This is a genomic window from Celerinatantimonas yamalensis (genome assembly GCF_046054155.1).
Taxonomy (GTDB): domain Bacteria; phylum Pseudomonadota; class Gammaproteobacteria; order Enterobacterales; family Celerinatantimonadaceae; genus Celerinatantimonas; species Celerinatantimonas yamalensis.
In genome coordinates this window covers 1-24,349 of record NZ_JBEQCT010000011.1, presented here as the reverse complement: position 1 = coordinate 24,349, position 24,349 = coordinate 1, and the positions used below count along the sequence as shown (strand labels likewise).

The 24,349-nt window shown below is 45.4% G+C and carries 21 protein-coding genes and 1 pseudogene; 12 read left to right on the top strand and 10 right to left on the bottom strand.

Annotated features, from left to right (window positions below; genetic code table 11):
* Positions 1–5 precede the first annotated feature (5 nt).
* Positions 6–1,037, bottom strand: coding sequence for a UDP-2,4-diacetamido-2,4,6-trideoxy-beta-L-altropyranose hydrolase (gene pseG / locus ABUE30_RS17205; RefSeq protein WP_408625073.1), 1,032 nt, complete (start codon positions 1,035–1,037; stop codon positions 6–8).
* Positions 1,038–1,039: 2 nt separating this feature from the next.
* Positions 1,040–1,738, bottom strand: coding sequence for a pseudaminic acid cytidylyltransferase (gene pseF / locus ABUE30_RS17200; protein ID WP_408625072.1), 699 nt, complete (start codon positions 1,736–1,738; stop codon positions 1,040–1,042).
* 109 nt (positions 1,739–1,847) lie between these two features.
* Between pseF and ABUE30_RS17195 the strand changes: the two genes are divergently transcribed.
* The 12 genes from ABUE30_RS17195 (at position 1,848) to ABUE30_RS17140 (ending at position 14,077) form a co-directional block, all read left to right on the top strand.
* Complete coding sequence (locus ABUE30_RS17195) at positions 1,848–2,405, top strand: GNAT family N-acetyltransferase (RefSeq protein WP_408625071.1); 558 nt, start codon at positions 1,848–1,850, stop codon at positions 2,403–2,405.
* Positions 2,398–2,640 carry an acyl carrier protein gene (locus ABUE30_RS17190; RefSeq protein ID WP_408625070.1) on the top strand — a complete coding sequence of 81 codons (243 nt, stop codon included), beginning with the start codon at positions 2,398–2,400 and terminating at the stop codon, positions 2,638–2,640. Before ABUE30_RS17195 ends, ABUE30_RS17190 begins: the two co-directional genes overlap by 8 nt.
* The gene (locus tag ABUE30_RS17185; RefSeq protein WP_408625069.1) at positions 2,637–3,386 is read left to right on the top strand and encodes an SDR family NAD(P)-dependent oxidoreductase; all 750 of its coding nucleotides are present in this window, start codon (positions 2,637–2,639) and stop codon (positions 3,384–3,386) included. The genes ABUE30_RS17190 and ABUE30_RS17185 overlap by 4 nt, the downstream gene beginning before the upstream one ends.
* Complete coding sequence (locus ABUE30_RS17180; RefSeq protein WP_408625068.1) at positions 3,383–4,765, top strand: AMP-binding protein; 1,383 nt, start codon at positions 3,383–3,385, stop codon at positions 4,763–4,765. Before ABUE30_RS17185 ends, ABUE30_RS17180 begins: the two co-directional genes overlap by 4 nt.
* Positions 4,758–5,828 carry a LuxE/PaaK family acyltransferase gene (locus tag ABUE30_RS17175; RefSeq protein WP_408625067.1) on the top strand — a complete coding sequence of 357 codons (1,071 nt, stop codon included), beginning with the start codon at positions 4,758–4,760 and terminating at the stop codon, positions 5,826–5,828. The genes ABUE30_RS17180 and ABUE30_RS17175 overlap by 8 nt, the downstream gene beginning before the upstream one ends.
* Complete coding sequence (locus ABUE30_RS17170; protein ID WP_408625066.1) at positions 5,807–6,985, top strand: acyl-CoA reductase; 1,179 nt, start codon at positions 5,807–5,809, stop codon at positions 6,983–6,985. The genes ABUE30_RS17175 and ABUE30_RS17170 overlap by 22 nt, the downstream gene beginning before the upstream one ends.
* Before the next feature lie 249 nt (positions 6,986–7,234).
* Positions 7,235–7,594, top strand: a complete 360-nt coding sequence (locus ABUE30_RS17165) for a GtrA family protein (RefSeq protein ID WP_408625065.1) — start codon at positions 7,235–7,237, stop codon at positions 7,592–7,594.
* On the top strand, positions 7,591–8,511 hold the full coding sequence (locus ABUE30_RS17160; protein ID WP_408625064.1) for a glycosyltransferase family 2 protein: 921 nt from the start codon (positions 7,591–7,593) through the stop codon (positions 8,509–8,511). The genes ABUE30_RS17165 and ABUE30_RS17160 overlap by 4 nt, the downstream gene beginning before the upstream one ends.
* 13 nt (positions 8,512–8,524) lie before the next feature.
* Entirely contained in the window at positions 8,525–10,009 is a 1,485-nt protein-coding gene (locus ABUE30_RS17155; protein WP_408625063.1) for a glucosyltransferase domain-containing protein, read from the top strand.
* Positions 10,010–10,323: 314 nt separating this feature from the next.
* Complete coding sequence (locus ABUE30_RS17150; protein ID WP_408625062.1) at positions 10,324–11,274, top strand: glycosyltransferase family 2 protein; 951 nt, start codon at positions 10,324–10,326, stop codon at positions 11,272–11,274.
* A gap of 9 nt (positions 11,275–11,283) precedes the next feature.
* A complete protein-coding gene (locus ABUE30_RS17145; RefSeq protein WP_408625061.1) occupies positions 11,284–13,194 on the top strand; it encodes a glycosyltransferase family 9 protein in 1,911 nt (636 codons plus the stop codon).
* The gene (locus ABUE30_RS17140; protein ID WP_408625060.1) at positions 13,151–14,077 is read left to right on the top strand and encodes a methyltransferase domain-containing protein; all 927 of its coding nucleotides are present in this window, start codon (positions 13,151–13,153) and stop codon (positions 14,075–14,077) included. Before ABUE30_RS17145 ends, ABUE30_RS17140 begins: the two co-directional genes overlap by 44 nt.
* Before the next feature lie 65 nt (positions 14,078–14,142).
* On the opposite strand, the gene ABUE30_RS17135 is transcribed toward ABUE30_RS17140, so the two are convergent.
* The 8 genes and pseudogenes from ABUE30_RS17135 to ABUE30_RS17100 all read right to left on the bottom strand — a co-directional run.
* Positions 14,143–15,078, bottom strand: a complete 936-nt coding sequence (locus ABUE30_RS17135; protein ID WP_408625059.1) for a hypothetical protein — start codon at positions 15,076–15,078, stop codon at positions 14,143–14,145.
* A 123-nt stretch (positions 15,079–15,201) separates the two neighbouring features.
* On the bottom strand, positions 15,202–16,182 hold the full coding sequence (locus tag ABUE30_RS17130; protein ID WP_408625058.1) for a hypothetical protein: 981 nt from the start codon (positions 16,180–16,182) through the stop codon (positions 15,202–15,204).
* A 134-nt stretch (positions 16,183–16,316) separates the two neighbouring features.
* Positions 16,317–17,300, bottom strand: coding sequence for a hypothetical protein (locus ABUE30_RS17125; protein ID WP_408625057.1), 984 nt, complete (start codon positions 17,298–17,300; stop codon positions 16,317–16,319).
* Positions 17,301–17,423: 123 nt separating this feature from the next.
* Complete coding sequence (locus tag ABUE30_RS17120) at positions 17,424–18,404, bottom strand: hypothetical protein (RefSeq protein ID WP_408625056.1); 981 nt, start codon at positions 18,402–18,404, stop codon at positions 17,424–17,426.
* Between the two features lie 130 nt (positions 18,405–18,534).
* The gene (locus ABUE30_RS17115) at positions 18,535–19,518 is read right to left on the bottom strand and encodes a hypothetical protein (RefSeq protein ID WP_408625055.1); all 984 of its coding nucleotides are present in this window, start codon (positions 19,516–19,518) and stop codon (positions 18,535–18,537) included.
* Positions 19,511–23,173, bottom strand: coding sequence for a toxin VasX (locus tag ABUE30_RS17110; RefSeq protein WP_408625054.1), 3,663 nt, complete (start codon positions 23,171–23,173; stop codon positions 19,511–19,513). Before ABUE30_RS17110 ends, ABUE30_RS17115 begins: the two co-directional genes overlap by 8 nt.
* Positions 23,174–23,244: 71 nt before the next feature.
* Complete coding sequence (locus tag ABUE30_RS17105; RefSeq protein ID WP_408625053.1) at positions 23,245–23,823, bottom strand: DUF4123 domain-containing protein; 579 nt, start codon at positions 23,821–23,823, stop codon at positions 23,245–23,247.
* Positions 23,820–24,349: pseudogene (locus tag ABUE30_RS17100) on the bottom strand (type VI secretion system tip protein VgrG); the annotation flags it as partial. The gene ABUE30_RS17105 and the pseudogene ABUE30_RS17100, both read right to left, overlap by 4 nt.

The following is a 24,349-nucleotide window of genomic DNA, read 5'->3' as shown; positions in this document are numbered from 1 at the left end:
AGCTCCTATGTATCAATCAATTGGTTCACTAGATAATGCGCCAAGCGGCTCGCACCTAGCCCGTCAATGAGCGACTGTGAGCGCTTAAGATAACCGCTGGCATCATCGCGCAGTCGGCACAACGTCGCTTCAAGGGTCGCGGGCTCGTTGAGCTGGGTTAAGGATAAAAGTTCACCGAGGCGTTGCTCTTTGATCACATGGGCATTAAAGCTTTGATTATCGACAATCGGTACACACAGCGTCGGGATCCCCACGCAGCAGCGCTCCCATGTCATGCCGCCTGCAGCGCCAATGGCAAAATCGGCATTGGCTAATTGAGCTGGAATATTCGGTTCGTGGCGGTGTAGATGTAGCCGCAGGGTACTGTGTTGGGCAACTGACTGTAACGTTTGCCAATCGGGGTTGGCTGCACCTGCCACGACTTGCCAGTCGATGTGCTGGGCGAGCTTAATCTGACTTAAGCTATGCAGCGTAGTGAGGGTCGCATGCACCGGATCGGCACCGCCAAAGCAGATAAAACCACGGCGAAAGGCGAAGGCTGAGGCATGGCGAATTTGGCGAAAAACAGGGTTAATTAATGTGTATTGGCAACCGAGGAGTAGCTGGCACTGAACATTGATCTGAGGCTGGTAGTCTTTTGCTTGGCGCAGTGGCCCTTGATCGAGCAGCCAATTCGCGCAATGCGAGCGATCGGCTAAATCATCAAGCACCAGTATCGGCAGTTGATCGTAGAGTTGGCGCTCCCAATTGGCATCGAGTCCATAATGATCGACAATCAGCAAATCTGTTTGCCAGTTTAAAATTGGCATAATGTCGGCATCGATTCGATCGGCTAGCAGATGTTCGAAGCCGTGCAGTTTGAGCTGTTCGGCCAACGCTTGCGGCAAAGCTTGTGTGTAAAAACCGCAGCTTATATTCACTGAACTGCGCTTAGCTTGCGTTATGAACGCCTGTGCTAAGGTGAGACAGCGCATAAGGTGACCTGTGCCGATCGCACTGGTTGCATCTAAACGAAATAATACTTTCAGTGCGCGCATGCTTAATCGATTGCGGCATGCAAGGATTGATAGAGCATCTCAGCCATGCGCCAATCGTCAGGGGTGTCGATATCGACTACTTTGTAACGTGGTAGTATCAGCGCTTGTCCGCCGCCCTCAAAAACCCCTTGGCCAGATAACCACGCCTCACGGGTTCCCCAATAAAATTGCCCAGCGTCTTGGTAGGCCGTTTCAAGATCTTGACTACGTTTGCCGATATGCTCTGGATAGAAAGGTTGAATAAAGCCTTGGCTATCGCGGCGTAGCGCGCGTTGGATAGGAAATGGATATTCCGCAGCGGAAAATACATAAGCGGCGCCGCTTTGATGCAATTGCGCGAGTGCCCGTTTTAAGGTCGCCCCATCAAGCAGTGGTGAGGTGGCATAGATACAGCAATAGCTCTTATCGACCAACTGGCATTGCTGCTCTAAACGATCGATGGTATCAATCACAACCGGGGTGGTCCCCACGTAATCATCGGCGAGCGCTGAATCACGCAAAAACGGGACGGTTGCGCCATACTCTTGAGCCAGCTGGGCAATTTCTGGGTCATCAGTGGAGACGACAATATGATCGAAACATCGGCTGCTTTTCGCCGCTTCGATGGCATAGCTGAGCATCGGTTTACCACAAAATGATTTTAAATTCTTGCGCGGAATTCGTTTACTACCGCCGCGTGCCGGAATAATCGCAATCGCCATGCCAATTCCTTGTTTCATAAAGGATGATGGTCAAGATTAAGGTATTATAAATCAGATCACCAGTGCTCAAAGGATGATCTGTGATCATTCATAACATAAAGGAGTTGATGTGAACGGTGTAATCGCGAGTGAACTATGTGGCTACGGCGTACGACTTCGACCGATTGTCCCCGCTGATTTGCCCTCGCTTCGGCGTTGGCGCAATAGTGATGAAGTGCGTTTGGCGATGCTGACACAAACCCATATTAGCCCCGCGCAGCAGCGACGTTGGTATCAACATATTTACGCTCAGCCTGCTCAGCGCCATTGGTGCGTTGAAGTGCAAGGGATACGCGCAGGCTATGCTAATCTTAAAGGCTTTGTTGATGCACCCCTTAATGGTCAAGCGCGCGCTGATAGTGGCCTGTACTTAGGCCAAACCCGTGTGCGTCATGGATTGCTTGCCATTGCGGTAGCACTTTGTCAGTTGGATGCAGCTTTCGAGCAGCTTGACATCACGACGATTGAAACCCAAGTCAAAGCCGACAATCACAGTGCCTTACGTTTGAATAGGATGTTAGGCTATCAGAGTGTCACTCACATAGACGAGTGGCTGACCTTAACGTTGACCGCGCAGCCCTACTTTGCTGCTCGGCACCATTTGATGAGATTTTTTCGCCATGTCTAAGTTAATGCCTTTAGCCGATGTATTTGCCAGCGCGCTGGCGATCGATGCGGCCCAAATTAGCGATAATTTACATTATCAAGGGATCCCTCAGTGGGATTCGGTTGCCCATATGCAGCTGATTGCAGCGCTTGAAGATAGTTATGATGTCATGCTCGACACTGACGATATTATTGATTTAAGCTCCTTTTCCAAGGCGCGTGAAATTTTAGCTAAATATGGCGTACAGCCGCAATGAATGATCTGCTGTTAGGAAAACGGGTGTTGATTACCGGTGCGACCAAGGGGATTGGTCGCGCAATTGCCGAACTGTTTGCCGAGCAGCAGGCTATATTATATCTCAACGGCCGCGATGAATTGGCCTTAGCGGCGTTGGCGCAACGCTTAACGGCGCAATTTGCCGCGCAAGTGCATGTGGTTGCCTTTGATGTGGGCGATGCTGACGCGGTTAAAGCTGGCTTTCGCAGCGTGTTCGCCCTGACTAAACGATTAGATGTTCTGATTAATAATGCCGGTGTGCGTGATGATGCGCTGCTTGCAATGGTGAGTGCCGAGCAGTTAGCGCACAGCTTTGCGACGAATAGTTTTGGCCCTTTTTACTGTAGCCAATATGCCGCGCGCATGATGCGCCGTAATGGTGGGGGCAGCATTGTAAATATGGCTTCAGTGATGGCTTTGGGCGGATATCCTGGACAAAGCATCTACGCGGCCAGTAAAGCCGCGTTACTCGGGATGACTAGATCATTGGCTAAAGAGCTTGCCTGCGATGGCATTCGAGTCAATGCGTTGGCTCCGGGGTTTATCGATACCGAGCTGGTTGCTGATTTAACGCCCATGCAGCGCGATGCACACCTGCAGCAGATCGCGCTAGGGCGAGCCGGTCAAGCGAAAGAAGTGGCGCAGTGTGCTCTCTTTTTAAGCAGTGATCACGCCAGCTATATAACGGGTGAGCTACTTAAAGTCGATGGAGGAATGCAACTTTGAATTTGATTGAGAAAATGGCGACGCATCAAGGGGAGGCTCTTTGGTATCAGGGGCGATCGATAAGCTACGCGACGCTACTTGTCCAAGCTCGCCAGCAACTGCTGCGCTGGGGCAATACACGTCAACTCATTGTACTGCGCGCTTATCATCATCCCAATAGTATTGTTATCTATCTTGCTGCGTTGTTAGGGCAGCATCCACTCATTTTACTCAATCCTAAGTTAGACACTCGCACGCAGCGTGCCATTATCTCTCGTTATCAGCCTAATTGGTGTTACTTAAATGGCCAAATACAAGGGGAACATAGTTACAGCAAGGCGCATTCACTGGATCCTGATTTAGCGCTATTGCTGACGACTTCAGGCTCTACGGGTGGGGTCAAATTAGTCCAATTGAGTTTGGCCAATCTGTCGACGAATGCGCAGTCGATTACTGATTATCTGCACATGGATGCTCAATCGCGAGTGCTGAGTGCCTTGCCGTTAGCTTACTCTTACGGATTATCACTACTGAATAGCCATTTGTGGGCTGGTGGCTCGATGGTGCTGGATGAACCCGACCCGCTCAATCGCACGTTTTGGCAATTATTAAGCGAACAACGCGTCACTCAATTAGCGGGTGTTCCCTATAGTTATCAGATCTATGAACAGTTGCGGATGCGCCGCAGCGAATGGCCTCACTTGCAAGTGCTCACTCAGGCTGGGGGAAAGATTGCACCTAACTTGGCGGAGAAGTTCGCCAACTGGGCGAGTCTTCAGGGCAAAGAATTTTATGTCATGTATGGGCAAACCGAGGCGACCGCGCGTATTGCCTATCTGCCGGCAACGCAAGTATTGGCTCGTCCAGATAGTATTGGGGTGGCGATTCCTGGCGGTGAGCTGGGCATTGTTGATGAACGTGAGCAAAGTTTGCCAGCCAATAGCGTCGGTGAGTTGGTTTATCGCGGTCCGAATGTCATGCTTGGCTATGCCAAAGAGCTGAGTGATTTAGACCATCCCTCTCGCCCTCAGCTGCTTAAAACAGGCGATCTGGGGTATTGCGATAGCGAGGGTTTTTACTACATCACTGGTCGACTGAAGCGCATGATCAAACTGGCTGGGGTGCGCACTGGGCTCGATTCGCTCGAAAGCGCGTTGGCGGCCCAAGGTATTCCTAGTACCTGCTGCGGCCATGATGATGCGCTGCGGATTGCTTTAAATAGTGCCAAGCAATTATCGCGTGTGGCTGACTATTTACATGATGAGTTGGCGCTGCATCCTAGCTTATTTAAGCTGGCAGTGATAAGCGAGCAACCTCATAGCGCCAATGGTAAATTGGACTATTGCCAGTTAGAGACGTTGATTGAACAATCTGACCAAGTGAATTTTAGTGATGAATGATGACCCGCAAGCATTTTGGGACGAATCTGTTTATGGGCTAAGTCAAGTCGATAAACAAGCGTGGTTACTCAACCAACTGAATCTGCTGAGTGCGCATCATCGGTGCCACTGTCATGCGTATCAAACATTGTGCAGCGCCGCGGGCGTGGGCGAAACGGCTGCTCGTTATGATGAAATCTTGCCATTGGCCGTGCGCCTTTTTAAGCATCTTAAACTAGCCAGTATCGAAGATGATGAGGTGTTTAAAACCTTAACCTCGTCAGGGACTGGCGGCGCTAAATCACATATCGTGCTGGATCGCAATACCGCCGCGATGCAAAGCAAAGCGCTGGTTAAAATAATGCAAAGCTGGATGGGGCGAGCACGGTTACCGATGTTATTGGTGGAGCAGCCGAGCTTGGTTGCTAATCGCCAAGGCTTTTCGGCTCGCGGCGCAGGGGCTTTGGGGTTATCCTTTCTCGGCCGAGATCACTGTTATGCACTGGATGATTCGATGCAACCGAATTGGCCAGCGATTGAAGCGTTTGCTGAGCGTTATCGCGATCAGCCTGTATTGATTTTTGGTTTTACGTTTATGCTTTGGCAATGTTTGTTAGAGCCTTTGGCCGAGCGAGGGATCTCATTGCCGCTATCTCACGCGCTCATTTTTCATAGTGGTGGCTGGAAAAAGCTCACGCATTTAGCGGTGAGCCATGCTGATTTTAATCAGCGCTGCCGCGAGCACCTCGGCAGCGCGCAGGTACATAACTTTTATGGTATGGCGGAGCAAACCGGTAGTATTTTTGTCAGCTGTGAACACGGACACTTACATGCGCCGCGCTATGCCGATGTTATTATTCGGCACCGACAAACGATGCAACCTATGGCAATCGGAGAGATGGGCTTGATTCAAGTATTCAGTGCCCTGGCGCACAGTTACCCGGGGCATAGCATTGTAACCGAAGATTTAGGCATATGGTTGGGTGATGATGATTGCCTGTGTGGTCGTAAAGGGCGCTATTTTCAGGTGTTGGGACGCGAGCAAAATACGGAGGTGCGAGGGTGCAGCGATACATTCAATTAACCACTGAGCAATATCAGCAGATTGAAGTGGTCGCGCCATTCGACGAAGGCTTGTTGTCGTTTAATCAGCAGCCATTACCGTGTTATGCATCACTTATCTTAGAATTTATGGCAGCGCTTAGCGATGCCTTGTGTCATATTTCTGATGCACCTAATGCCAAAGCGTTGGGGTTTTTTCTGCGCCAGCGCGCTCTTGAAAAAGCGGTCAATGAACGGCTCATCGGCGGCGCACGCGCCCCCATGGGGGTTAGTTTTCATTTGGTCCCAGGTAATGTACCGATGGTCGCGTTTCACTCGGCATTTGCTTCCCTATTGCAGGGTAATCCGACGATTGTACGTCTTTCTAGTCGGCAATTGGATGAACAACAAGTCGTATTCGAAATACTGAATACCTTATTAGCTGAGCCTCGCTGGCAAACGATTAGTGAGCGATTGCGTTTCATTCGCTATGCTCGCGACGATGTTTTGACCCAAGCGCTTAGTGGTATCTGTCAAAGCCGGGTTATCTGGGGCGGCGATGCCAGTATTGAGGGGATTCGGGGTCTGCCATTACCCGCTAGCGCATTTGAGCTCACTTTCGCCGATCGTCAATCTTTAGCGCTCTTTGATGAAGTGGCGCTGCGTGAGTTACCGGGACGCGCCATTGAGCTACAACTGAAACAGCTGGCTCAGGACATTAGTCAGTTTGGCCAGCAATCTTGTTCTTCGCCAGGATTATTGGTATGGCTGGGGCAAGATGTTGTATTCCGGGAGCGGTTATTCGCTCAATTGGCAAGTTTTTTAGATGACTCTCTAGCTAAAGCCAGTGAGCAGCTAACCATCTTGCAACTGGCGGTGACGACCGGGCAGGTGAGCGACTATCAGCAGCATCATGGGGTCGGGTGGGGACAGCTAGCTATCGGGCAAGCATTACCCGCTCGCGGAGCCGGAGTCCTGTATTGGCAGCAACGGTCAACTTGGCATGATTGGCTCAGTACTGCCGATAATTTTCAAACCTGTGTGATGGTAGGGGGATCTCGAGATGCATTAAGGGAGCGCTTAGCTGACTATCCTGCGTTACGTCTCGATAGAATTGTCGCACCCGGTCAAGCCTTGGCTTTTGATTGGTATTGGGATGGTATTGATTTATTAAGTCAATTATCTCGTCGCCAAGGCTGATAAATCGATTGTATCAGATGATTAATTCTTTTTACTTAACAAGTATGAGTCTCTATATTTACATAGTTATTAGAAGGTTATATATTTTGACAGACACTTATATCGGCGCTATGCTTTCGAGGATTATAATCTTTAAATATACCTCAAAACTTACTTTGAGTTGATGTGATAGATGGGGTTGGTCTAAATGACGATTCATTTATTCGTTCTTAATAAGATAACATAAATGATTTCAAGGATGACTATCTCATGGGAAAGATAGTACGATACGGATTTGTTGGTTTGATAAATACTTTCTTACATTGGACTATTTTTTATCTATTTCTAGCGACTGTTTCGCGAGATCAATCATTGGCGAATCTTCTTGGCTTTTTCTGCGCTAATTTATTTGGTTTTGTGACAAACTCCAAATTTACCTTCCGTATGACAATGAAATATAAGCGATATTTTTTATATCTTCTGGGTATGGGGAGTATTGCAGCGCTGATCGGTTTATTTGCTGATGAATTAAACATTAATCCTATATTCACACTCGTTTTTTTCTCATTGGTAAGTTTTATGATCGGATATATTTATTCAAATTACTTCGTTTTTAGAGAAAAAGTATGAAGCTGTCGTTAATCGTTCCTGTTTATAATGAAGAAAAAACGATTCCTATATTTTATCATGATGCAAAAGAAAATCTGGTTAAACAAGCATTTGACTTTGAAATATTATTTGTGAATGATGGCAGTGTTGATAATACAGAAGCTATTTTAAATGAATTGTGTCAGCAAGATGTGCAAGTAAAAGTGATTCATTTTACTCGTAATTTTGGTAAAGAAGCTGCATTGTTTGCAGGTCTTGAACATATCGATGAGACGATTGATGCGGTCATCCCAATTGATGTCGATTTGCAAGACCCAATTGAAACGATTCCACTTTTAGTCAAAAAATGGGAAAGTTCCAAAGCGGATTCGGTCTTAGCCAAACGGGTTGATCGCAGTTCAGATAGCCTAGCGAAACGATTATCCTCCAAGCTGTTTTATAAAGTATATAATCAGTTATCTAACAATAAGATAGAAGAAAATGTGGGTGATTTTCGGCTTCTTTCTAAAGGCGTAGTGGACCGTATCATTCAACTGGGTGATTACGAACTGTTCATGAAAGGCGTGTACAATATTGTCGGTGGAACCTGTGCCATTGTCGAATATACCAGAGAGCCACGTGTGAAGGGGGTCTCTAATTTTAGCCCTTTTAAATTATTAGGCTTTGCTGTCGGATCTTTACTGTCATCATCTATATTTCCGTTAAGAATATGGTTATATTTAGGGGTTTCTTTATTTTTTCCTTCATTTTTTCTACTGTTGGTTGTTTTCATCAAATGGTTGTTTACAGCACATTTAATGATGAGCTCTACCTACTTAATCTCTGATATAATAGTCATGTTTAGCGGTGTGCAATTGCTTAGTATTGGTATATTGGGTGAGTACTTATGGAAAATTTATAATCAATCTCTCAATCGACCACGGTATTTTAAAAAATAGTTAGGGCTATTCAATGTCAGTTGATAAAAAAAATTATTTAATTCTGTCTAGTTTATTTTTATTTATATACTTTTTTGGATTCTTAACGAATAATTTTTATTATTTAGATGATATCTATCGAAGTGTTATCGGTGTGTTTGGATGGGACTTAAATGCAAGACCAGTCACTAATTTTATTTTTAAACTAATCTCTGCCGATCGCGTTGTAGATATCTATCCATTAGGTCTTATTTTAGGTGTGTTATCCGTTATATGGGCGAGTGATAAGATACGGAAATTTCTTTTTCAAGGCCATGTCATGAGTGGTGTGATTGCCACGCTCTTAATCCTTGCTAACCCATTTTTACTCGCTAATGCTTCATACCATTATGATGCATTGACGATGTTTCTCGCTACTGCCCTGGCGATTTGGGCCACATTTGTTACTGAAGAGGTGAAAAGTTGGTTGGGTCTCGGTTTAACCTGTTTTATATTATTTTTAGTGTGGTCAACGTATCAACCCGCAATCAATCTGTTTTTAACTTTGTCGGTTATTTTCTATATTGATAGGGCTGTTTTCCTTAAAACTAAAAACATTAATATTGATATTTTATTAAAAGCTCTTGCCCTTGTTTTGAGTTATATCATCTATAGTCTCTCTTTCCAGCATCTTGTGGGTGGGGCTTATAGTGTTCAGCATAGTGAATTATTAAAAATTAATGGAAGTTTTATTCATCAATTTATTGTACACATCAAATTATTTTTTGGTATGATTCATCTACTATTTGAAGGGCACTTCAAATATGTGGCCTATGGTTATGCGTTGATCTTTTTTATGAGTGTTTTTTATTTAGACTTTACACAGGTAAGAAAAAATAGTTTAAAATTAAGTCGATTTTACTCTTATATATTATTATCATCGCCTTTAGTTATTATTTTTTTATCCTTTCTTATCTTTTGTTTTTTAAAAGAACCTGTTGTTAAATACCGAGTTATGATAGGGTTTTCTGGCGTTTTGGTTTATCTATTTTATCTTTTAAATAAAGTGATCATAAAAAACAAAAGTCATTGGTTGATGATACCGATGCTGGTTATCTTTTATATTTATGCGGCGGTTTACCCAAATGCTCAGCAAGCGCGTTATGACAACTATTTATTAGCTATTCACACAATAGGTGAGAGGATTAATCAGACTAATTTTAAATCAAAAGAGTTGATGGTCGCTGGAACCTTTCCCGCAGTTAATGTGAATTTAGCAACGAAAGATGCTTATCCAATCATATTTTATTTATTGAAGTCATATTTCACAGATATGTATTTGGAGAGTAACTCTGAATTACTAACAAGTGGTGCAAATCTATTTAAACATGATTTTCTCACTAAAGATCTAAATATTGTATTTAAATCTAAATCAGCAGTTTTAAAGGACGGTTATTTTCACGTCATTAGTGATACCCCGTATTATACGTTAGGCGAGAAAAAAGATAGCTTTGCGGTTGTGTTTAAAGGAAAGGAATAGCATAACAGGTTAATAGAAATGACGGCTAGCCCAGCTACAAACTTGCCATGAGCTGGGTTGCTGGCTGCTATAGCTGAGGGCGACGTAAGCATGTGATCACCTAACTTTATGTGCAGTCGACTGGTCAGTGTTTGTGAAATGATTTAAGTGATTCATATGACAGGTCATAACGCAGATACATCTTTGATGCTGAGTTGGTATTATGGCGTAAAAATTGTATGGCATATGAGAGTAAAACTTTTGACGCCCATGATGTAACACTTTGTCGATAGTTGGGGCCGTCTGCATCTGTTGAATTAATCGGTAGGACGAGTATGCAACTCTCAGTGATCATTCCAGCTTACAATCTGCAAGATTATATTGGCCCATGTTTAGCAAGTGTGCTTGAGCAGCAGTGTCGTTTCGACTTTGAAGTAATTGTGTGTGACGATGCTTCGAGTGATCATACTGCCCAAGTCATTGAAACTATGCGCCAACGCTACCCAGAGCGGTTGCAGGTGATGACGAATTGCCCAAATTTAGGGTTGGTTGCCACCATGGCTCGTTTGCTCGATCGCGCAAAGGGTCAATTGATTGCGTATCTTGACGGTGATGATTTAGCGCTGCCAGGGAAACTCCAAACAATGGTCGATTATTTAAATACGCACCCTGATTGTGCGCTGGCGTATCATGAAGCAGACGTATTTGATAGTGAGACCGGTGCGCAACTTAAACGATTTAGCCGCGATTTTTACAATGCCCAATATATTCCGCAGCAAGCAACGGTTGAGCATTTGATTCGCTATGGCACTTTTTTACAGGCGAGTAGTATTGTCTTTCGACGCCACGCCTTTTTGATCCAGGCCCTTGAACACGAGTGCCAAATCATCTGTGATTATCCATGGCATATTATGAACGCGGGGTATCTTGACGGCAGTATTGATCGGGTAGATCAGGTATTGGGTCGCTACCGCGTACATGCCAATAGCTTTGGTGCGCAAACCGCAAGAGATGTACAGCGTCGTTTAACAGTAACGCGAGAGTTAGAAACAGCCTGCCGATTGGGGCAACAATTTGGGGTGAGCAATGAAGCCATCGATGCGGGCATTGCCCATGTGCGCTTTGCTGCTGCATTGTATTTTTTACGCCAAGGCGAAGATGCTCTGTTTAGTGAGATGATCCAACTGTCAGTGCAATCATCCGTTTATTTTGATGCGCGCCACCGTGAGGTGGCAACGCTTTGCCATCAGCCGCAGCAAGCGCGGCAATTATTTCACTTCGCATAAGTTCCTAATATGATGGCTTCTTTATCGGTTATTCTGTTTTTAGAGCAATTGCCCGTTACGTTGGCGGTTCAACTCATTGCGCGGTGGCGGGTTGATGCCCACTATTATTTGGTGTGTACGGAATCGACACCGATAAGTGCCGCCAATATTAAATGCTGTCATTTTTCACAGTTGCCACAATTAATGGCAAGTTGTGCCCAGCAGACACGCATTCTCATCAATGATGATGGTGTGCTGGCGATGCCAGATTCAGCAGGCATCGCGCAAGTTGAACGTTCACGGCAAGTCGGAATCGTGAGTTTACGCCGTCCCGATCAGTTTGGCTGCTACGCGCCAGGGCTTGGCTATACCCCAGATCACTACTTATCGGCTATTGTGCTACCGAGCGGATTGTATCCAGATTGGGGTGAGCTTGGTTTTGCTCGGCGCTGGGCGGGTCATCTGGCCGCTCTGCGCTCGCTTGAGCAAAATGGTGGGTATCTGTTATTAGGGTTTGATCCACTCTTATTCCCTGCATTGCATGGGATTAAAGGCGCACATGTGATTCAAACCCGATTTCAGGCCATCGAAGTGCTGCGGTGCGCCGTGAAGCTGTGGCCAGAAGGTTTTGATGAGGACTGGCTAGCCGATACTTTGCAAGTAATCACTCAAATTGCTACCTTGAGCGATCATACTCTGCCCAAGCAAGCGGATCATGAACAGCAACTGAAAGCTCAGATTGATCAGTATCTTACTGTGTTGACTAATAACATATTAGCAGTTGGGCAGGCTTCGACAGCTAGTTCTGCGCCGAGCACTTTAACGGTCGATCTGCGTGATAAAGATCTGCTGGTTTTTAAAATTGATGCCATCGGTGACATGGTTGTTGCTACGCCTGTGATTGAAGCATTACTTGCCAGTGCTGCCCGCAGTGTTACTTTGGTGGTCACTGAGACGCTTTATCCGCTCGTCTCCAAAGACCCACGTTATAAAAAAGTAATTGCGGTGGGTCAAAATCAACTGGTGGCGCGCCATCAACCTGAGCAGTTACTCCTTGATGATCTGGGCTTATTTGACGAGCACTATGATGTGGCGATTTTTGCCCGCTATTATCCTGATTACAGCCTCGCGCATCACCTAGCTGTGTTGTTAGGGATCCCAGAGCGAGTCGGGCTGGTGAACTTGCAGGCCGATGAAGGGCGCTGTGCCAATCCGATTACCCATTTAACGTTAACGCATCCCCAACCTGTGTCACACCAACTGCATGAGGTGGAAAAACTGCTCGAGGTACTCAAACCCTTGTCGCTAGTGGCCTCCTCAAGCGAGTTGCGGTTGTGGCCGATCCCCGCTTATGCCAAGCGTCAAGAAACAATTGTTTTTGGCTTGGGGGCAAGTAGTGCGAAACGGCAATGGCCCATTAAGCGATATCTTGCCTTGGCGCAGCAACTCGTGCAGATTTATCCGAAGCGCTTTGCATTTGTATTTGTCGGTGGGGGCGATATTGATGCTCGTGTACTCCCTCAGCGCGTCGATATTATCAATCGGATTGGCCGTGATAATCTCTATGATACCTGTCGGCATCTTGCGGGGGCCACAATGTTTATTGGCAATGACAGTGGGGTGATGCACCTTGCTGCGGCCTTGACTAAACCCGTGGTTGAGTTATCAGTCCATCCCGTTGGTGCGCCGGCTTTTCATCTTAACTCCCCTGAGCGCTTTTCCCCATGGCAGGTCCCGCAACGAATTGTTCGTCCTCTACAACCTGCTGAACTTGCTTGCGCACAAGGCTGTCGGCATGAATTTGCCCATTGTATTTTGCAGATCACGGTCAATGAGGTTTACCTTGCTGCAATCGATTTATTGGAAGAAATTTCTCAATTAGGTAAAGGATGCAATCATGAGCAACAACACACTCCCTCTCGATTATCAGCCAGCCGGTGAACCGGGTAAAAATCATTCGCGGCGAGTCAATAGCGGTATTATTGAGCGGTATTTAGCGGGCAATACAGTGCTGGATATTGGTGGGGGGCAAGGCCCTGCGGTGACCCCGTGGGCGACCATTATGGATTTAGCCACCCCTGATTATGATGGTGAGCACCTCCCTTATGCCGACGGCGTGGTGGATGCGGTGTTCTCCAGCCACTGTTTAGAACATGTCACTGATCCTATTGCGACTCTACAAGAGTGGTATCGAGTACTCAAACTAGGTGGATTTATGGTCATTAGCGTACCCCATCACCACCTCTATGAGCGCAAAGCGGTATTGCCTTCCCATTGGAACCATGATCACAAGCGTTTTTACACCCCAGCCTCGCTGCTTGCCGATATTGAACAGGCGCTCACCATCAATAGCTACCGTATTCGGGAACTCCGTGATGTTGATGATGGCTACGACTATGCAATCACACCCGATCAACATGCCAAGGGATGTTATGAAATTGAAGTCATTATTGAAAAAATCACCCCACCGTGGTGGCATGACATCTTCTATCAGCGTTTGATTCATCAACTCACCGAGATTGGCAGTGAGAAGATTGCTATTTGTGGGGCAGGTGAGATGGGGGATGAAATTGCCGAAGTTCTGATTTGCGCTGGCGTATCGCCAACGTTATTTACAGATAAGCATCCCGTCACTGGTATTAAAAATATCAACGGAACCCGTATTCCAGTGGTCGGTGTTCATATGGCATTGGCCAACGGTGTTCGTCACTTTGTGATCGCCAGTGATAAGTATGCGAAAGCCATTCAGATGGATTTAGAACAAGCTGCTGCAGTGATTGGTGTAGCAATTCAAATTTATAGCATGCGGGATACGGCTAATTAATCATAGTGTTTGACTCGCTCTGTATGACATAAAGCGAGCTGATTCGCTTGAACTCAGGGCAATGTTCAATATGAGTCATCGTGGTTGATGGATTGGGTGATGCTGCGATAGTAGGTTTCATCATCCATATCGCGCCAGTAGCGCGGCGTGCGGCCAGTTTTTTTGTCAACTTTAGCGGTGGTTGGGTCGTTTAAACGGCCGGCTTCAAGGGCGAGCATGTCAGGTAGAGGCTGGCTGACATCCATATAGCACTGAATAAAATTCCATAAGCGCAGCATTTCATCGCGTGGCTCCGAGCGTTTGGAAAGCAGGAGTGCTGCCGGTATCCCCCGTCGATAACCTTGATAGCGATGCACCAACATCAAGCCATAGCGCATAAATCCTAACTGGGTGGGGGCCGAGGTCAGCACACAGTCAAATTCCACAAAAGGGTGTGAAAATCGAACCAACCGCCCAGGTCTATACAACGTGACCATGCCGGTTTGGCGGTTGAACTCAAAGAGTAGCCGTGGGCGTAGAAACCATAAGTTGGTGCGAAAGTTCGTCGAGAGTTCAAATTGAGCCCAAATCAACGCGCAGGGTAGAAAAATCCATTCGAGATATAGAATTGATGACGAGATAAAAGCTGGAATATCATAGTTAGAGGCAGGAATAAGGATAATTTGACCTATAAGAACTATAACAGAAATATAAAGTACTATAACCTTTGCTAATGCAGCAAGGAATAAGTAAAGTCGCCCCCAAAGCTGTGGAACATAGATCTGGATAAATTGTTCATTCCAGTTGTATTGAAAATCGCCATCATCTTCTTGCTCCATCTCTCGCCAGTGCTCCGGGGTCATATCCTCCAAGATTGACTGTGGGATCTGCTGATGGGTACGGTGAAAGGGCAGCGCGGCTTGTCCTGCGCTAAGTAACTTACTCAGTAGTCGCTTGGCCTTAGCCGGTGGTTGTGGCGCAATGGTTTGGCTGTTATAAGCGTTGGGGCTGTACTTTTGCATATCGGTATCGTTTTATTTGGTTAGGCCGTTGAGAGTTTTCTTCAAGGGAATGACGTGGGTGCCGTTTCATTCCCATGAAGGTAGGCTTAGATGAAATGATTCGCCAGATATCATCCAGATGGTTTAACACGACTCTCGATCAGCGACCACGGGAATCGTTTCACCCATCATCGGGTCAGGGTATGTTCTCACGGTCTGACGGATGGTTTGCGCAAAGGTGGCTTCATCCATATCACGCCAGTAGCGCGGCGTGCGGCCAGTTTTTTTGTCAACTTTAGCGGTGGTTGGGTCGTTTAAACGGCCGGCTTCAAGGGCGAGAATGTCGGGTAGTGGCTGGCTGACATCCATATAGCATTGAATAAAATTCCATAAACGCAGCATTTCATCGCGCGGCTCCGAGCGCTTGGGGAGCATAAGAGATGCGGGGATCCCTCGCCAATAGCCTTGATAGCGATGCACCAACATCAAGCCATAGCGCATAAATCCTAACTGGGTGGGCGCAGATCTCAGCACACCGTCAAATTCCACAAAAGGGTGCGAGAATCGGACGCGCTGCCAGCGTTTATACAGTGTGACCATGCCGGTTTGGCGGTTGAACTCAAAGAGTAGCCGTGGGCGTAAAAACCATAAGTTGGTGCGAAAGTTCGTCGAGAGTTCAAATTGAGCCCAAATCAACGCGCAGGGTAGAAAAATCCATTCGAGATATAGAATTGATGAATGAATTAAAAATGGCACATCATAATCAGATAGGGGAAATGAAATGCATTGAGTAATAATAAAAAAGAAAGTGAAGTAAATAACGACCGCTTTTGCTAATACTGAAAGGTAAAGATAGAATTGCCCCCAAAGCTGTGGAACATAGATCTGGATAGATTGTTCATTCCAATTGTATTGGACTTCCCCCCCGTTATGTTGTTCCATTTGCCGCCAGCGCTCCGGTGTGATCTCTTCCAATAGTGATTGTGGGATCTGCTGATGGGTTCGGTGAAAGGGGAGTGGGGTTTGTCCTAGCCAAAGCAGTTTACTCAGTAGCCGCTTCGCTTTGGCGGGCGGTTGTGGTGCAATGGTTTGGCTGTTATAAGCGTTAGGGCTGTACTTTTGCATATCGGTATCGTTTTATTTGGTTAGGCCGTTGTGGGGCAGTTGAATGTTTTCTTCAAGGGAATGACGTGGGTGCCGTTTCATTCCCATGAAGGTAGGCTTAGATGAAATGATTCGCCAGATATCATCCAGATGGTTTAACACGATTCTCGATCAGCGACCACGGGAATCGTTTCACCCATCATCGGGTCAGGGTATGTTCTCACGGTCTGACGGATGGTTTGCGCAAAGGTGGCTTTATCCATATCGCGCCAGTAGCGCGGCGTGCGGCCAGTTTTTTTGTCAACTTTAGCGGTGGTTGGGTCGTTTAAACGGCCGGCTTCAAGGGCGAGCATATCAGGTAGAGGCTGGCTGACATCCATATAGCACTGAATGAAATTCCATAAGCGCAGCATTTCATCGCGCGGCTCCGAGAGTTTGGAAAGCAGGAGTGCTGCCGGGATCCCCCGTCGATAACCTTGATAGCGATGCACCAACATCAAGCCATAGCGCATAAATCCTAACTGGGTGGGGGCCGAGGTCAGCACACAGTCAAATTCCACAAAAGGGTGTGAAAATCGAACCAACCGCCCAGGTCTATACAACGTGACCATGCCGGTTTGGCGGTTGAACTCAAAGAGTAGCCGTGGGCGTAAAAACCATAAGTTGGTGCGAAAGTTCGTCGAGAGTTCAAATTGAGCCCAAATTAACGCACTGGGTATGAAAATCCATTCCAAATACCATATGGAGCTTGAAATAAATCCCAGAATATCATAATGAGTTGCTGGTATAATAGCTATTTGTATAATCATAATAAAGATGGATATATACAATACGATCACTTTTGCTAATGCAGCAAGGAATAAATAGAGTCGCCCCCAAAGCTGTGGAACATAGATCTGGATAAATTGTTCATTCCAGTTGTATTGAAAATCGCCATCATCTTCTTGCTCCATCTCTCGCCAGCGCTCTGGGGTCATATCCTCCAAGATTGACTGTGGGATCTGCTGATGGGTACGGTGAAAGGGCAGCGCGGCTTGTCCTGCGCTAAGTAACTTACTCAGTAGTCGCCGCTTGGCCTTAGCCGGTGGTTGTGGCGCAATGGTTTGGCTGTTATAAGCGTTGGATCCGTACTTTTGCATATCGGTATCGTTTTATTTGGTTAGTCGGTTGAGAGTTTTCTTCAAGGGAATGACGTGGGTGCCGTTTCATTCCCATGAAGGTAGGCTTAGATGAAATGATTCGCCAGATATCATCCAGATGGTTTAACACGACTCTCGATCAGCGACCACGGGAATCGTTTCACCCATCATCGGGTCAGGGTATGTTCTCACGGTCTGACGGATGGTTTGCGCAAAGGTGGCTTCATCCATATCGCGCCAATAGCGCGGCGTGCGGCCAGTTTTTTTGTCAACTTTAGCGGTGGTTGGGTCGTTTAAGCGGCCGGCTTCAAGGGCGAGCATGTCGGGCAGTGGCTGGCTGACATCCATATAGCATTGAATGAAATTCCATAAACGCAGCATTTCATCGCGCGGCTCCGAGCGCTTGGAAAGCAGGAGTGCTGCCGGTATCCCCCGTCGATAACCTTGATAGCGATGCACCAACATCAAGCCATAGCGCATAAATCCTAACTGGGTGGGGGCCGAGGTCAGCACACAGTCAAATTCCACAAAAGGGTGTGAAAATCGAACTAACCGCCCAGGTCTATACAACGTGACCATGCCGGTTTGGCGGTTGAACTCAAAGAGTAGCCGTGGGCGTAAAAACCATAAGTTGGTGCGAAAGTTCGTCGAGAGTTCAAATTGAGCCCAAATCAACGCGCAGGGTAGAAAAATCCATTCGAGATATAGAATTGATGAATGAATTAGGAAAGGGATATCATAGTCAAATGCGGGAAGAGCTGTCAGTTCTGCTATGATGACAAAAATAGTGATATAAAGTACTATAACCTTTGCTAATGCAGCAAGGAATAAATAGAGTCGCCCCCAAAGCTGTGGAACATAGATCTGGATAAATTGTTCATTCCAGTTGTATTGAAAATCGCCATCATGTCTTTGCTCCATCTCTCGCCAGCGCTCCGGTGTGATCTCTTCCAATAGTGATTGTGGGATCTGCTGATGGGTTCGGTGAAAGGGGAGTGGGGTTTGTCCTAGCCAAAGCAGTTTACTCAGTAGCCGCTTCGCTTTGGCGGGCGGTTGTGGTGCAATGGTTTGGCTGTTATAAGCGTTGGATCCGTACTTTTGCATATCGGTATCGTTTTATTTGGTTAGTTGGTTGAGTGTTTTCTTCAAGGGAATGACGTGGGTGCCGTTTCATTCCCATGAAGGTAGGCTTGGTCACGCAATGAAATGATTCGCCGGATATCATCCAGATGGTTTAACACGACTCTCGATCAGCGACCACGGGAATTGTTTCACCCATCATCGGGTCAGGGTATGTTCTCACGGTTTGACGGATGGTTTGCGCAAAGGTGGCTTCATCCATATCGCGCCAGTAGCGCGGCGTGCGGCCAGTTTTTTTGTCAACTTTAGCGGTGGTTGGGTCGTTTAAGCGGCCGGCTTCAAGGGCGAGAATGTCGGGGAGTGGCTGGCTGACATCCATATAGCATTGAATGAAATTCCATAAACGCAGCATTTCATCGCGCGGCTCCGAGAGTTTGGTGAGCAGGAGTGCTGCCGGTATCCCCCGTCGATAACCTTGATAGCGATGCACCAACATCAAGCCATAGCGCATAAATCCTAACTGGGTGGGGGCCGAGGTCAGCACACAGTCAAATTCCACAAAAGGGTGTGAAAATCGAACCAACCGCCCAGGTCTATACAACGTGACCATGCCGGTTTGGCGGTTGAACTCAAAGAGTAGCCGTGGGCGTAAAAACCATAAGTTGGTGCGAAAGTTCGTCGAGAGTTCAAATTGAGCCCAAATCAACGCGCAGGGTAGAAAAATCCATTCGAGATATAGAACAGATGAATGAATTAAAAATGGCACATCATAATCAGATAGGGGAAATGAAATGCATTGAGTAATTATAAAAAAGAAAGTGAAGTAAATAACGATCACTTTTGCTAATGCAGCAAGGAATAAATAGAGTCGCCCCCAAAGCTGTGGAACATAGATCTGGATAAATTGTTCATTCCAGTTGTATTGAAAATCGCCATCATGTCTTTGCTCCATCTCTCGCCAGCGCTCCGGGGTCATATCCTCCCATAGTGACTGTGGGATCTGCTGATGGGTCCGGTGAAAGGGCAGCGCGGCTTGTCCTGCGCTAAGTAACTTACTCAGTAGTCGCCGCTTGGCCTTAGCCGGTGGTTGTGGCGCAATGGTTTGGCTATTGTAAGCATTTGGGCCGTAACTAGACATTTTTAACCTCAAGGATATTCATAGAGTCTTGCCAGTAGGGTTGATTTTTTTTGGAAAAGTCAGGTTTGATCTTACTTGTCTTTTTATTTTGGATATCTGCTTGCACATCTTGATATTGATCGATTTCAGGTAAAGGAAAAATAAGATCATTGATTTGCAGTTGTACTTTGGCATGAATCGATTTTTTACTAACAATAGAGGTTTTTTGGGAACTTCCGATTGGTGGAATCGGAATCACTTTTTCTTTGCCTTTTAGCGTATTGGCAAAAAGATATATCTTTCCTTCAATTGTGTCATAGCTATCAATGGGTTGGGCAGCTTTACTCGATGTACTATTAAGATAGCGGTAATGCGGTGGATTTGGTTTTGAGTCGATAGTATATCCATTATAAAGGGTTGCTGATTGTTGTATGTCAACTTCAAATGAGTCGAAAGTTTGCTGGGCAAAGAAGTGATACTCTGATTTATTCACATGAATTAAATGGGGAATATTACAGCTGATATAGACCGCATGGGTGATCCCTGCTTTTTTTAACGCTTCTCGTTTTTGGTATTTGTGCGGCAATTGATCCACGGGGTAGACGATCGCTCTCAGTGATAAAAATAAATTTAAGAGTTGGTTAAAGGCAAGGCTTGGATCTTGATTGAGGTAGGCATATGGGCCAGTTGCTTCGGGCGTTTCACCAAAAGGGCCATGTTTTAGCCATTTTTCAATATTAGTATCGGTAAAGTAGTAGACAATTGCAGCGCCAGTTATAACAATGATTAAACCTATCCAACTTACTATCCCTAAAGTCATTGCCTCAACGCCTTCTGCTATCCCGGCTCCTTCTACTATCTCGGAGCCTGCTAGTAAGTTACTGGCTAGTGTTGATATCAGTGTACCGACTGCGACCATGCCCATCCCCATGGCTGCGTCGTAATCTTCTTCCCGCCATAGTCGAATCATTTGCCAAGTTGCTACAGCTACAGTGAATAACCCCGCTGTAATATTTACCACATCTAGTATACTGAGGCTTTCTTTTAAATTGACGGAGAATTCAAATTTACCAACTTGTTGGGTGAAGCCTTTATCTTTACCCATATAAACTGCAACTTTATTGGATGTACTTAGCACTTTTGCTCTAGTCATGCTCAACTTTTCAGCTTTCATAGCATAAAAATTATGAGCCGAAATAGCCGCTGCTGATAAATCTACGATTGCAGACATAATACTAGATATAGAAAATAATCTATCATGTTTATTATAATTAATAATGCTATTTTTTAAATTCCAGAATTCTATCGCCATAATAAAAATAGGAACATTAAACCTTTCATAGGCTGTTTTTGCATTTAGTTTGCCTTCTCGCACAAGGCGTCTAGCGCGAGTACTCTCTGTTAAATATTTTTCAATATCTTTATCCGGATTTTTCAATACAACAAATTTCACATCCTCTACTTTGGAAATATTTGCCTTCATCCCCTTCGGTAGACGGTTTTTACTGGTGTCGGCGAGTATCTCATCATTTACGTTGGCTGTGCCATACGCCGTTTTTCTACCCGTTTGCTGATAGACATAAGGTTTTGTATTTAGGTTCGTTGATGGATTTTTCTCTAAGCCAGTTAGCCCAATGAGTAACCCGTTTAACTCCTGGTTATTATTGGCTGATATAAATTCAAGTGAGCCAAATTGATCGCTGGCTAATATTTTAATTAAACTTAAGTTGTTGATGTATAACTTTGAAAAATGAACAGAATAGAGATCGCTGCGCAAAGCATTCGCTACCTTTAACCACATTTCAGCATAACTACTGGTTATTTTGTCAATAACACCGAAAATACGTCGCATTTGACTAAACTGAGATTCTGCGGAATTTTTTTGTTCAGCGGTGCTAGTTGCAATGGTCAGTGTATCGATACAAACAGAATCCGTTGGTTGTAATAACAAGTTCTGGTTGGCCCATTGACTCAGATGCGGTAGGGTTAAAAATCCTGTGCCGTCATTGGCAGGTGCTGGCTGCTGATAATTACTCACTTCATTTATCACATCCTGTTGTAGAAATATGATTTGGGTGAGAGCAGAATCTGTATATAAACTGATTAATTGGTTTAGATAACTATGCGCATGATGTTTTTTTTCTTCTGGAAGTAGTAGATCATCATTTTCAATTGGGTCATTGAGTAATGCACTATTACAGCGATTGAGGAGTACATGTCCCCCTAAACCATTGGCATCATCTAAACTTGTAATATCTTTAAGTATTAGCACTAAATCTCGATCGGACAAGTGGTGATAAAGATGTTGTTTTAACTCTTCTAGTTGTGCTCGGCATGTTGCTCTTTCATCTATGCGTAGGCTTAAGTTAAAAGGCGTACCAGTGCCTCTTTTGAGCAAATCGAGATGCTCATGTAATTTATTTTTCTGTTGACCCAGTTGCTCGGGAAAAATGATTTTGGTCGCTAAATGAGCACTTTTAAAATTTCGTTGAAGGCGCGCATCTTTTTGCAGTTGTTGATAGTAAAGCTGGGCATATTGCGTCGTGGCAAGTATTTGTCGCAGTGCTTGAATAGGGTCTGCTAGCGTCATAACGCGATAGACATGTGTTTTAGCAACGCTCAGCCAGTCTGTTACCGTCGTTGCGGCCCAATTTTTTGAAAAATCAATCGATTGCTGATTATCTGTCGATTTCTTCGTGAGTATTTCAGCGAACGCATCAACTTGGGCCGCATATTGGTGCTGATTCACCGAGGGAATGGTTTGGTCAGTGGTATTTGCAAGGTTGGCTTGAGCATTGTTAAACGTATTGGATAATACCTTGCCGGTTAGATCTTGGTTAAATTCATAAGGGTTTCCTAGTGACATTTCTGCTGCTAAGTCTCTGGGACGCATTGCCTGCAATGTTGTGGCTAATTCTAAGTGCTGAGGGAGTGGCGTAAAGCGTTTGTTGATCTCCGTTGGGGTTGACTCGAGATAGTTGAGTCGCGCCGCGCTCCATGGCACCTCTGAAAAAGCAATTCGTATGTTAGTCGATGAGTCGTTATCTTTAAATGGGATCCAAATGCAATCAAGGGGTTTGCCGGTTGCTTTTCGTGGCGTCTCTAATACGAAGGGCTGATCCCTTGCGGTTCGATAACTGAATAGATCAACATCTTGAAAATGGGGCTGTCCTTGTGAATCGGTCGTAATTTGTAGCTCACGCCAAATTCTTTTATTATAAACGATATAGAGATAGCCGTTGCGCACGGGAACTTGCTGCGAATCTTTGCGCGCCACGTTATTTTGATGCGGCATAAATGACAGTGGAATAATCGCTTGCAGCTGATATTTTTGAGCTGTTTTTTTACGCCGCTCAGTTGCACTCACGTTTTGAAAAAGAGGAAGCTTGATCGATTTATGCTCACTTTCCACGTTTAACCAAACGTGACGAGGCTCTTTTTGTTTCTGCCAATTCCAACTGTATATGGACGTATATTGCGACTCTTTATCCGGTGTTTCTTCTAGCGTTGTATCAAGAACTTTTTGCTGCTCGAGAGACTGCAATTCTTGCATATCTGTTTGGTCATAAAAAAGAAAACCTTGTTTTTCATCATGTTCGATCCCGGTTACTTCAATGAATAATTTTTGACCATCACATGCTGTTTTTGATGTGATCTTATCTGTTTCGTCTGTCATTATTTATTCTCTATCTTTGATTATGTATTTCAGGATTTTTCTGTTAGGTGTGTTTCTTTTTCCAGATAAACCTATTGAGTGCCGGTTTCATCACGATACTTTTGTATGAGAGATTTTATTTGGCTCTCACGCATTTTCCAAGGCTGTGATTTTTCAGTGACATTATTCTTGCCATGTCTAAATACCCACTTGCTGGTTTTTCCGACTTGTTGCTCTAAGTATTGAATACCCCAAAATGGCGCAAGCCAGTCGGCGGTATCTTTAATAGAAGATTCAGAGAAAAAGTAACTGGCTACAATCGGGTGATAGTAATGAAATATGCCTTTTTTATTGTCAATTAATATGTTGAGTCTAGTGCGAAACCATGTAGTAATTTGCTCCAATGATTTTTTTTGATTATCTGCGAAGTACAATGAATGCTGTGCTGATATGGATCGGAGTAATTCGTCGGTGTTATCTTTTAGCTGTATGATGAGCGGGCTAAACTTAATTAAGTCATTGAGCTGAGTGTTCCAATATAATGGCTCAATCGTATGAGATTTTATTTTTGAATAAATCTTTTCTGGCATCCCTTCATAGTAACTTACGAGTACATACCATCCTAACGTCTGCTTTTTGTCATCTCGATGTTGCAACTGTAATTCACTCATGCGTCATTCCTACATGGGCAGTTGGATAAAGGGCATGTTCCATCTGCGCGCTTTTGGCAGGTTATGGTGATTGGGGTGCCTGTTTTTATATCCGCCAATACTTGTTGATACAGTGATGCGGGTGTTGCCTGATATTGCTGCTTTGTCAAAGACTGGGGTGCTTCTACATCTCCTGGCAATTTTGCAATATGACCGGCATAACCACTGCCGTTGCTGGCACTGCCGCCTGAGTTCAGTTTGACTTTAGGGCCGCTAGCGCTGATGCCGGTACTGTCGATGGTGATAAAGCTTCCCCCTGCTTTTAAAGTAATGGCGGCGCCTGCTTCTAAGGTGATTTTAATGCCGCCGTTGAGGTGGATCTCTCGGCTGGTCTGGTCAAGTAGCGAGGCATCGGTTTTTAGATGTAGCGACTGCTCAACATACTGGGTTTGCATGCCCCGGACATGCACCCGGCTTTCCCCGTCCACACGATTGTGTTCATCGCCCTTGATGTGGCTGAACTGATGGCGGGCCACCGTCAGATGAT